The sequence below is a fragment of the Polaromonas sp. CG_9.7 genome (assembly GCF_015752205.1).
GTDB lineage: Bacteria > Pseudomonadota > Gammaproteobacteria > Burkholderiales > Burkholderiaceae_C > Polaromonas.
Genome location: NZ_JADOVG010000035.1, coordinates 1 through 11,104 on the forward strand (window position 1 = coordinate 1; position 11,104 = coordinate 11,104).

General features: G+C 61.0%; 11 protein-coding genes and 1 pseudogene. All 12 read left to right on the forward strand.

Going from position 1 to position 11,104, the window contains the following annotated elements:
* Positions 1-157 precede the first annotated feature (157 nt).
* A complete protein-coding gene (locus tag IWX87_RS19175) occupies positions 158-313 on the forward strand; it encodes a hypothetical protein (protein ID WP_196865104.1) in 156 nt (51 codons plus the stop codon).
* A gap of 356 nt (positions 314-669) precedes the next feature.
* Positions 670-1,430: pseudogene (locus IWX87_RS19180) on the forward strand (transposase); the annotation flags it as partial.
* A 96-nt stretch (positions 1,431-1,526) separates the two neighbouring features.
* The gene (locus IWX87_RS19185; protein WP_196865105.1) at positions 1,527-2,330 is read left to right on the forward strand and encodes a GntR family transcriptional regulator; all 804 of its coding nucleotides are present in this window, start codon (positions 1,527-1,529) and stop codon (positions 2,328-2,330) included.
* Positions 2,331-2,379: 49 nt separating this feature from the next.
* Complete coding sequence (locus tag IWX87_RS19190) at positions 2,380-3,582, forward strand: ABC transporter substrate-binding protein (protein ID WP_196865106.1); 1,203 nt, start codon at positions 2,380-2,382, stop codon at positions 3,580-3,582.
* Between the two features lie 97 nt (positions 3,583-3,679).
* On the forward strand, positions 3,680-4,552 hold the full coding sequence (locus IWX87_RS19195) for a branched-chain amino acid ABC transporter permease (protein ID WP_196865107.1): 873 nt from the start codon (positions 3,680-3,682) through the stop codon (positions 4,550-4,552).
* Positions 4,549-5,520, forward strand: coding sequence for a branched-chain amino acid ABC transporter permease (locus tag IWX87_RS19200; protein ID WP_196865108.1), 972 nt, complete (start codon positions 4,549-4,551; stop codon positions 5,518-5,520). Before IWX87_RS19195 ends, IWX87_RS19200 begins: the two co-directional genes overlap by 4 nt.
* The gene (locus IWX87_RS19205) at positions 5,510-6,274 is read left to right on the forward strand and encodes an ABC transporter ATP-binding protein (RefSeq protein ID WP_196865109.1); all 765 of its coding nucleotides are present in this window, start codon (positions 5,510-5,512) and stop codon (positions 6,272-6,274) included. Before IWX87_RS19200 ends, IWX87_RS19205 begins: the two co-directional genes overlap by 11 nt.
* Positions 6,271-7,005 (forward strand): ABC transporter ATP-binding protein, encoded by a 735-nt coding sequence (locus IWX87_RS19210; RefSeq protein WP_196865110.1) that lies wholly within the window; start codon positions 6,271-6,273, stop codon positions 7,003-7,005. Before IWX87_RS19205 ends, IWX87_RS19210 begins: the two co-directional genes overlap by 4 nt.
* A gap of 151 nt (positions 7,006-7,156) precedes the next feature.
* Positions 7,157-8,434 carry a 3-isopropylmalate dehydratase large subunit gene (locus tag IWX87_RS19215; protein ID WP_196865111.1) on the forward strand — a complete coding sequence of 426 codons (1,278 nt, stop codon included), beginning with the start codon at positions 7,157-7,159 and terminating at the stop codon, positions 8,432-8,434.
* Complete coding sequence (locus tag IWX87_RS19220; protein ID WP_196865112.1) at positions 8,431-8,931, forward strand: 3-isopropylmalate dehydratase; 501 nt, start codon at positions 8,431-8,433, stop codon at positions 8,929-8,931. Before IWX87_RS19215 ends, IWX87_RS19220 begins: the two co-directional genes overlap by 4 nt.
* Positions 8,924-10,639: a hydantoinase B/oxoprolinase family protein gene (locus tag IWX87_RS19225; protein WP_231374878.1), complete on the forward strand. Its 1,716-nt coding sequence runs from the start codon at positions 8,924-8,926 to the stop codon at positions 10,637-10,639. Before IWX87_RS19220 ends, IWX87_RS19225 begins: the two co-directional genes overlap by 8 nt.
* Positions 10,636-11,104 (forward strand): hydantoinase/oxoprolinase N-terminal domain-containing protein (locus tag IWX87_RS19230; protein WP_304609493.1); only part of this gene is annotated, 469 nt, incomplete at its 3' end. The genes IWX87_RS19225 and IWX87_RS19230, both read left to right, overlap by 4 nt.

An 11,104-nucleotide genomic window follows, 5' to 3' on the forward strand; every position in this document is an offset into this window, starting at 1 on the left:
CAATACGCTGGCAATTCAACTTAAGCAAGGCACGCCAAAAAATGGCTTGGGTCTATCCGCACGCAGACAACGAATCAGGTTGACTGTCTACTAGGTGCATTGTTCAGTTTCGTGATGTAAGACTTTTCGAATTTTTAATAGCATTGGAAAAATAATTATGCAAAACATGATGGACGCCATGGCAGGTGGCCCAATGATGTGGGTCATGGGGCTCTTGTGCCTGTTGCTTTTTGTGGTGCTGGCACTTGCAGCAATTTCGTTGGTTAAATACCTGTTTTTCAGCGGCAGGCACACCAGCAAAGACAGGGTTTAAAAATTTGCGACCCGCTACGCCAGTTGAAAATGCCTCGATGCGGCTTTCTTTAAACTAGTGGGTCAGCCATGTCATGGATGGCTTGGCCGTGGATTGGCGTCGTCGCGTTGCCAGACCCGCTCGATCTTCAGGCTCAGTAAGAAGCGTTCCATCACCGAGTTGACGCTCCCGGCAGTTGCCTTTCGGCTCAGCCCGCCATGCCACGCCTTGTCACCAGCGACTGATGCGCATTACTCGCGTATTGGTCGGATTCAACCAGTCGTCGCAACACCTTTAACCAAGGAGGTGTTTATGGGGCGACCTGCAGGTTGGATGCAGAATTTAACGGGCCGAGGAGCGATGCGCTCTCCGGGTGCAAAGACATTGGGCTGCTCCATGCCCGAGACGCCGGTGTGCGGGTGAAAAGCTGGCCGTATCGGGCGAAGCCCGTCAACGGTTTAGCGGGAGCTCACACGCAACGCGGTAATTCGTAGCGGCCAGCTCGAATATCGACCCTCGATCGCGCAATGAAGGCAGAACTGGTGGTCAAAAGACCCAAGCCTGCCAAATTGGTAACCAACCCCAAGCTGCACCGCTATGTCCAGGACCGCTTGGCCGGGAAAGTCCATGACACTGATGGCCATGAGATTGCCGGTCCTCGGCAGGCACCGTTCAAGGGCCGCAACAAGCCCCATCGCAGTGACCGTAAATGGGGCAATGGCTGGCGCCCGAGCAGATTGCCAAGCGCCTGCAGGTCTGGTTTCCGGATGACCAATCCCTGCGCATCTCTCACGAAGCCATCTACCAGGCCCTCTATATCCAGGGACGAGGTGCGCTCAAGCACGAGCTGGTGAGCTGTTTTCGTACCGGGAGTGCGCTGGGTGTGCTGCGGGCCAGGGCCCAAGCCAAAGCGTGGGCGCCCGTCAGCGCGGCGGAGATGATCTCCAGCCGCCCCGCCGAGGCCGAGGATCGCACTGTGCCCGGGCATTGGGAGGGTGATTTGATCATCGGCCTGAACCGGTCTGCGATTGGAGCGCTGGCTTAGCGGTCAAGCCGATTCACCCTGTTCGCCCACCTGCCTCGCGAGAAAGACTATGGGCTGACTCCCCGCACGAAGAACGGTCCCGCGCTTGCCGGCTCTGCGGGACCCTCCACCTAGGACTAACCCTTGAGCAGGGATTTTTCTTTAAATGTCTTATTGACAGGACATTAGAACTGTTTTTATGATGATCTCATGCGCTCAACAAATCTGCCTCTGCCGAAGTACCACCAGATTTATCTGGTGCTGCGTGAGCAGTTAGAAGAGGGTCGATTTGATGCCGGCCTGCCTGGTGAGCTGACACTGATGCAGCAATTTTCCGTTGCTCGTGTGACGGTGCGGCGTGCTCTGGAATTGCTGCAGAGCGAAGGCATGATTTCACGCGAGCCGGGCCGTGGAACCCGTCCAGTGCGGCCGCAGCCCGACGTTCGAAGCGGCTCCGCCAGAGACGGGAAAGCCAGTCGTGCGCACCTGACAGGCCTTTTGGAAAATCTGGTGAGCATGGGGCTTCGGACTTCGGTAAAGGTGCTGGATGTCGAGACCGTTGCCGCTTCTCCTGCGGTGGCGGCAGCCTTGCTGATTGGTGCGGGGGATGCGGTACAAAAAGCGGTTCGCGTGCGCAGTACCCGCGAGGGGCCCTTGTCCCACATCACCACTTATATTCCCGGCGATATTGCACGACAGTTCGGCAAGCGAGAACTTGCCCTGAAGCCTATCTTGCTGCTGCTGGAGGAGTCGGGTGTGAGGGTGGGCCGTGCTCACCAGACCATCTCTGCCAAGCTGGCCGATGCGGTGATCGCAAAACACCTGGATGTTGCGGTGGGTTCTGCCTTGCTGGCAGTGCGGCGTCTTATCTACGACGACCAGGAACGTCCGGTGCAGTGGCTCCATGGCTTGTATCGCCCGGATCGCTATGAGTACCAGATGCAGCTGTCACGCGTGGGCAGCATTGATGCCAAGGTGTGGGTCAGCAAAGAGCTGTCTGCCCAGTTTCACTGAAGATTTCTACGTTTTTGCACTCTCTAAAACCATAGCCAGGAGATAGTCCATGACCACCCGTCGCCATTTCATGTCCCAGTCCGCAGTTGCGGCTTCGGCCCTTGCCTTTCCTCTTGTGGGCGGTGCTCAGCCCAACACCATTAAGGTCGGGGTCCTGCATCCTGTGACCGGTGCATTGGCGTATTCAGGCCAGCAATGCCGTGAAGGCGCGTTGATGGCCATCGAAGACATCAACAAGGCGGGTGGCATCAAGTCGCTGGGTGGCGCAAAGATCGAGGCGCTCCTGGGTGATGCCCAGTCGCAACCGCAGGCCGGGGCGGCCGAAGTGGAAAAAATGAATGAGGCGGGCGTGTCTGCTGTGGTGGGCGCGTTTGCCTCGGCCATTTGCCTGGCTACCACGCAGACGGCCGCCAAGTACAACCTGCCGCATGTGGTGGACGTGGGAGTGGCTGACCAGATCGTGGAGCGGGGCTTGAAAAATACCTTTCGTTTTGCGCCCGGCTATAAAAAGGTGGCGGAAACAGCCATTTCCAATCTGCACGTGCTCAACACTGCAGCAGGCAAGCCGGCCAAGACGGTCATGATCATTCATGAAGAGTCGCTGTTTGGCAGTGGCACGGCGCAGCTGCTGGCGCGTGAGTTGCCAGGCTTTGGCTACGAGGTCAAGGAAATCGTCAAACACGCCAACCCGACACGCGACTTCAACAACATTGTGCTGCGCATGAAAGCTGTCAATCCAGACATTGTCATTCCTGCCAATTACTACAACGAGTACGCGCTCCTGGTGCGTACCATGCAGCAGCAAAAAATCACGCCCAAGGCCATCTATTCCGTTCTGGGCGGTGCGGCATCGAGTTACAAGTTCCTCAAGGAGTTTCCGGAAGCCGCCAACGGCATCATTGACTGCAACCACTGGTTCAATCCCAAGGACCCCAAGGCGCAAGCGCTGAAGAAGCGCGTGGAGGCCAAGGGCCTGTTCTTCAGCTATGAACTTTTCCTGACCTACACCGCCATGTGGTTGCTGGCCGATGCGCTGGAGCGTGCCAAGTCCACCGACCGCGCCGCCATCATTGATTCGCTGGAAAAGAGCACCTTCGCAAACCACTTCATGCCTTATGGGCCCACGAAGTTTGTCAATGGCCAAAACCAGGGGGCACAGCCGCTCATGGTGCAGGTGCTCGACAAGGACATCAAGGTCATCATCCCGCGCGAATACCGCCAAGCTGATCCCCTCTTTCCGCTGAAAGCCTGACACCACCCAATTTCGGTTCCCCAGGCAGCAGCCGCCAAAGCATCCAGGAATGGGTTGCATCGGCTGGAACCTTGCCTGAAATCCGGACAAACTATTCATGTTCGAGTTCAGCATCCTCTTTCCCTCCATCCTGAACGGCCTGACGACCGGCGCGGTCTATGCCTTGATCGCGCTCGGCCTTACGCTGATTTATGGCGTGCTGCACATCATCAACTTTGCGCATGGTGCCTCGTTGATGCTGGCGATGTATGCGGTCTATCTGCTCAAGCAGCACCTGGGCATCGATCCCTATCTGGCGCTGCCCATTGTGGTGCCGGGCATGTTCGCATTGGGATACGCCCTTCAGCGCCTGGTCATCAACCGTGCCAGCCATGGCAAGGACGAGAACATTCTGCTGGTCACGCTGGGTATTTCCATCGTGATGGAAAACCTGGCTTTGCTCTTTTTCAAGTCCGACACCCGCACCATCGACACCGCCTACACACTGAGCACGGTGGCGATAGGCCCAGCCATGATCGCGCTGCCCAAGCTTGTGGCGTTTGCGGGGGCGCTGGTGGTTTCAGGGATATTGCTCTGGATTGTGAACAGGACAGACCTGGGCCGCGCCATTCGGGCCGTGGCGCGTGAAAAGCACGGCGCCAAGCTCATGGGCATCAATGTGGATCATGTATATGCCATGAGCTTTGGCATCGGCTTGGCATGCCTGGGCGCTGCTGCATGTTTCCTGCTGCCTGCTTATTACGTGAATCCACAGGTGGGTGGCGGCTTTGTGCTGGTGGCTTTCACCATTGTGGTGCTGGGCGGAATGGGCAGCTTTACCGGTGCACTGGTGGGCGGTTTGCTGGTTGGGGTGGTCGAGTCACTGGGCGGCTTGTATCTTGGCGAATCGCTGGGGCAGATTGGCATCTTTGTCATCTTCATCACCGTGTTGCTGTTTCGCCCGCAAGGTCTTTTTGGAGCCAGGTCGTGAAGCAGCTCTTAACCATTTTCTTGTTTGCAGCAGTCGTTACGGCTGTGACCGTATTTTCTGACTCGGGCGTTCTGCTCAACTTTGTGATGATGGCGCTCTACGCCGCATTGCTGGCGCAGGCCTGGAATATTCTGGGCGGTTTCGGCGGGCAGTTTTCGTTCGGCCATGCGCTCTTTTTTGGCACAGGGGCCTACATCCAGGTGATTGCGCAGGTCCAGGGCGGCATCAATCCCTGGGTGGCGTTGCCGCTGGCAGTGGCTGGCAGTGCGCTGGTGGGCCTGTTCGTGGGCGGGCTGTCATTCCGGTACGGTCTCAAGGGTTCCTATTTCGCGCTCGTAACGCTGGCATTTGCCGAGGTGTTTCGCATCCTGGCGCTGTCAGTGCCATTCACAGGCGCAGGCGTGGGCCTGATGCTGCCGCTGAATGAGTCGTTCACCAACATGCAGTTTGGTTCGCGAAAAGGGTATGTGTTCTTGATACTGTCGCTTGTGACGCTGGCGCTTGTGGTCAGCTGGTGGCTGCGCAACTCGCGCTTTGGCGCATGGTTGCAGGCCGTGCGTGACAACGAAGACGCCGCACGCGCCATCGGCGTGAACCCGTTCAACGTGAAGATGGGGGCGATTGCGCTCTCTGGCGGTTTCATGGGCGCAGCCGGGGCGTTTTATGTGCAGGTGTTTCAGTACATCGACCCCGCCATTGGCTACGGCTCCATGACATCGGTTGAAGCCCTGGTGGCGGCCATTGTGGGTGGCATTGGCACGGTGTGGGGCCCGGTGCTGGGGGCCGTGGTGCTGCATGTACTGGCGGATGTGACACGCAATCTCTTTGGACAGTTGCCCGGCATCAGCCTGGTGATTTACGGCACGGTGCTGGTGCTGATCGTGATGTTCCTGCCGCGCGGTATTGCCGGCATCGGGCAATCGGTGGTGGCATTGTGGAAGCGCTCGGGGGGCCGCCATGGCGAATGATTTGTTGTTGCTGCAAGATTTGGGCAAGTCGTTTGGTGGCCTCAAGGCCGTGCAGGGCGTCAGTCTGGCGGTGCCCGATGGTTCGCTCACCGCATTGATTGGCCCCAATGGCGCCGGCAAGACCACGCTGTTTGCCCTGATGTCGGGTTTTATCCGGCCTGACACCGGCACTGTGCGCTTTGCCGGTCAAGACATTACCGGCCAGACGCCGCATTTGAATGCCCGGCTGGGCATGACGCGCACCTTCCAGATTGTTCAGCCTTTTGCGGCCCAGACCGTGCGCGAGAACATTGCCGTGGGTGCGCACTTGAAAGAGCCCAACCGCCGTGCTGCATTGGCGTTGGCTGCCGATGTTGCAGCCCGGGTGGGGCTGGCGTCTCAGCTTGACAAGCCGGCAGGCGACCTCACGGTGGCAGGGCGCAAGCGGCTGGAACTGGCCCGCGCGCTGGCCACACAGCCGCGCCTGCTGCTGCTGGACGAAGTGCTGGCCGGCCTGAATCCGCAGGAGATTGCCGAGATGATTCCGGTGGTGCGCGGCATTGCCGATGGTGGTGTGACGGTGCTCATGATCGAGCATGTCATGCAGGCCGTGATGAACCTGGCCCAATACGTCTGGGTGCTGGCTCAGGGTCAGCTGATTGCCCAGGGAAGTCCGGCACATGTCACGGCCGACGAAAAGGTGATTGAAGCCTATCTGGGCCATGGAACAGCTGCCCGCTTGCGCGCTGCAGCCAACAAGAAGGTGGCAGCATGACTATCCAACCATCAGTCACTTCGGCCCCCTTGCTGACTATCGAAGGGCTGCGAGGTGGCTATGGCCGCGTGGAGGTGTTGCGCGGTGTCGATTTGCATGTCAACCCTGGTGAAACCGTGGCGCTGCTGGGCAGCAACGGCGCCGGCAAATCCACCCTGAACAATGTCATGTGCGGCATCTACCGGGCGTGGGCCGGCAAGGTACTGTTTGACGGTTCCGACCTGAGCGGCGCGCACTACACCGACGTCGTCAAGGCCGGTTTGATCCAGGTTCCTGAAGGCCGCAAGATTTTTCCCAATCTGAGTGTGACCGAAAACCTCGCGTTAGGCAGTTTTGTTCGTGCCCGGGAGCGCCGCTCAGAAAACATCGACAAGGTATTCACGACTTTTCCCCGACTCAAGGAACGGGAAGGTCAACTGGCTGGAACCATGAGCGGCGGTGAGCAGCAAATGCTGGCGATTGGCCGTGGCCTGATGGCCGAGCCGCGCCTGTTGATTCTGGATGAGCCATCTCTGGGCCTCTCGCCCCTGCTGGTCGAGGAGCTCTTCAGCTTGATTGAGCAGTTGAGCGCCACTGGCCTGGCAGTGCTGCTGGTCGAGCAGAACGTGGGACAGTCGCTTGAAGTGGCCGATCGCGCTTATGTGATGGAAAACGGCGGCATCCGCTTTTCGGGCACCTCCGACGAGCTGCTGGGCAGCGATGAATTACGCCAAGCTTATCTGGGCTTGTAGGGCATGGCACACGCCCGGGACGACTTGGAGACCACTGCATGTGCATGATTCAACAACACCAAATTTTGATCTCATTGGCCGCGGGGTCCCGTACGTTGCCGAGTGCGCTGGCTCTGGTGTGGGCTGGTAAATCTTCTGGAGTCCAGCCCGAATGAGCCTGCACCCTAGCACCCTGGCGCAAAAGCTGGTGGCGCGCGCAAGCGGCCGTCCCAGCGTGATACCCGGCGAAATCGTCAATTGCCGGGTCGGCCTGGCAATGTTTCACGACTCGTCCGGCCCCCGGCGACTCAAACCCATGCTCGATGAATTGGGTGCCAGCATCTGGGACAAGTCGAAGGTGGTTCTGGTGATGGACCACTACCTGCCGGAACGCGATGAAGAATCGCGCCGCATCGTGCGCATTGCCCGCGACTGGGCGCGCGAGCAGGACCTGCCGCATGTGTACGACGGCCAGGGCATCTGCCACGTGGTGGTGCCGCAGCACGGGCACATCCGCCCCGGCATGTTCTGCGTGGGTGGCGATTCGCATTCGCCGACGGGCGGTGCGTTTGGCGCCTACATGTTCGGTATTGGCAGCACCGAGATGCTGGGCGTGATGGTGACCGGCGAAATCTGGCTGCGGGTGCCGCACACCTTGCTGATGCACTGGAACGGGCGACTGGCCGCGGGCGTGACCGCCAAGGACATGATGCTGCACATGGTGGGGCGCTTTGGCATGAATGGCGGCCAGTACCAGGCGGTGGAGTTTTCCGGCCCCGCCGTGAAGGCCCTTTCCATGCAAGAGCGCATGACCTTGTCGAACATGAGCGCCGAACTGGGGTCGCAAGTCGGGTTGATTGCGCCTGACGCCACCACGCGCGAATGGCTGCTGGCCACTGGCGTTCCAGCAGAGGCCCTGCAGGAGCTGGACGCCTGGCAGACTGACGACGGGGCTCCGCTCACACGTTACGACTTCGATGCCGACACCTTGACGCCGCAGGTGGCAGCACCCCACAGCCCCGCCAACGCGGGCCCGGTTGCCAAACACGCAGGCACGGCCATTGACGTGGCCTACATCGGTGCCTGCACCGGCGCCAAACTCGACGACTTGCGGGCTGCTGCCACTGTGCTGCGCGGCCGCCGGGTGGCGCCCGGCGTGCGCCTGATGGTGGCCCCGGCCAGCCAGCAAGACCAGACCGCCGCGCGAGACGAAGGTGTGCTGCAGGTGCTGCAGGACGCCGGGGCTGAACTGTTCCCCACCACCTGTGGCGCTTGCGCCGGTTATGGGGATACGGTGGGGGACAACACCACGGTGATCTCCAGCACAGCGCGCAACTTCAAGGGCCGTATGGGCTCGGCCAGCGCGCAGGTCTACCTTGCATCGCCCTACACCGTGGCGGCATCGGCCCTGCGCGGCTTCATCACCGATCCCCGCGAGGTACTGCCATGAGCGCGTTGCACAAAGTCTGGAAGCTTGGACCTGACATTGACACCGACGTGCTGGCACCCGGCCACGCCATGAAGTACGGCATGGACGTGATTGCACGCCACTGTCTCGAATCGGTGCGGCCCGATTTCGTGGCCAGCGTGCAAAAAGGCGACGTGATTGTCGCGGGTCCCAACTTCGGCATTGGCTCGTCGCGCGAACAGGCGGCGGCCGTGCTGGTGCGACTGGGCGTGGCGGCGGTGATTGCGCCCTCATTCAGCGGTCTTTATTTTCGCAACGCCTTCAACCTGGGCCTGCTGCTGCTGACCTGCCCGCAGGCCGGGACCTTGGCCGAAGGCGACCAGGTCACGCTCGACTGGCAGGCGCCAGCGGTGATTTCCCCGTCCGGCACCACGCTCGCGTGTGAGCCGATTCCCCCGTTTTTAATGGACATGGTGCGCAGCGGCGGTTTGCTGAACCAGCTGCGCAAGCGTTTTGGCAAGGAGGCTATTGATGGCTGAACAACAAGTGGCGGCACAACCGATATCTGCGCCAGCGATGGACCCTGTCACGCTGGCCGTCCTGCGTGGCAGACTGGAGCAGGTCGCCGACGAGATGGATGCGACGCTCTACCGCAGCGCGTTCAACCCCATCATTGCCGAGGCGCACGACGCCTGCCACGGCCTGTACGACGCTGAGAGCGGTGACACACTGGTGCAAGGCAAGTCTGGATTGCCTGTATTTGTAGGCGCCATGGCCTTTGCTGTGCGCGCGGCCAAGCGCGTCGCCACCGAGCGCGGCGGCATCGTCGACGGCGACACCTGGCTGTTCAACGACCCCTACGAAGGCGGCACCCACGCCAACGACTTCAAGCTGGTGCGGCCGTTCTTTCGCCACGGCAAGCTGTATTGCTTTCTGGCATCGGCCGCCCATTGGCACGATGTGGGCGGCAACGTGCCCGGCAACTACAACCCGGCGGCCACCGAATGCTGGCAAGAGGCGGTGCAAATTCCGCCCGTGCGCATCGTGCGCGCTGGGGTGTTTGATGACGATGTGCTGGCCATCCTCAAGGCCAACACCCGCCTGCCCGACAGCCTCTGGGGCGACCTCAATGGCCAGCTGGCCGCGCTGGACCTGGGCATGCGCCGCCTGAACGACGTGCTCGACCAATACGGCGATGCCGTGGTGAAGCAGGCGATGGGCGAATTGCGCACCCGCGCAGTGAAGCTCATGCAGTCGCATATTTCGGCACTGCCTGACGGCTGCTACAGCTTCAGCGACATGCTGGACAACGACGGCGTCAAGGACGAGGCGCTGACCATTGCGCTGGACATGACGGTCAAGGGCGAGCGCCTGACGCTGGATTTTTCACGCAGCTCGCCGCAATGCGCGGGCCCGGTAAACATCTCGCGCGCCACGGCCATTGCGGCTTGCTACGTGGCGCTCAAGCACTTGTTCCCTGATGTGCCCGCCAATGCGGGCGTGCTCGATGCGGTGGACTTCGTGCTGCCTGACGGCCTCGTCATCAGCGCCGCCCGTCCGCGTCCGGTGGGGGGCTACACCGAAACCATCCTGCGCATGATCGACGTGATCTTCAGCGCTACCGCACTGGCCGACCCCAAGCGCGCCATGGCCCAGGCCTACGGCACGATCAACGCCTTGTCGATTGCCGGGCACCGCACCGACGAAGCCCGCAAGGGCCAGCGCTGGGTGATGTTCAGCTTCTTCGGTGGCGGCCATGGTGGGCATTCGGATGGCGACGGCATGAGCCATGGCAACGCGCCCATCTCGACCGCCACTATCCCGCCGCTGGAAATTCTGGAAGCGGCCTACCCGGTGCGCTTCACCCAATGGGCGCTGCGCCCCGACTCGGGTGGCGACGGCCAGCACCGGGGCGGGTTGGGCGCCATCTACGAGATCGAGCTGCTCGAGCAGGACGCCGAGGTCTTCATCTTTGGCGAGCGCGGCAAGTCGGCGCCTAAAGGTATTTCGGGCGGTGGCGCAGGCGCCATGAACGTCTTTAGCTATGAAAATAATAGTGAGTGGATGCAGCCACCGATGCGCTCCAAGATGATCGGCATTCGCCTGAAGCACGGCGAGCGCGTGCGACTTGAAACCCCGGGCGGTGGCGGCTATGGCGCGCCCGGTACTCGGGCGGCATCGGCAAGAGACAAAGACCTGGCGCTGGGCTATGTAACCGCCTGCGCCGCACTGAAAGACAAACCATGAGCGGCAAGGCTTCCTACATCGTGGGCGTGGACGTGGGCGGCACGTTCACCGACCTGTTTGTGCTTAACGAAGCGGATGGCAGCGCACGCATCGTCAAGGTGCCTTCCACCCGGGGGGAGGAATCGCGCGGCTTCATGAACGGCGTGGCGAAGGTGACTAAGTCCGCTTCGGAAATTGCCACCGTTGTGCACGGCACCACCGTGGGCACCAATGCGCTGCTGGAGCGCAAGGTGGCCCGCACCGGCATCATCACCACGCGCGGCTTTCGCGATGTGCTGGAGATGCGCCGCCGCGACCGCCCGCAAACCTGGGGCCTGCGCGGCAGCTTCGAGCCCATCGTGCCGCGCCATCTGCGACTGGAGGTGGACGAGCGCGTGCTGGCCGATGGCACCGTGCACACGCCGGTCGATCTGGACCAGGTCAAGGCCCAGGCGCAGGCCTTGCTGGACGCCGGCTGCGAAGCGG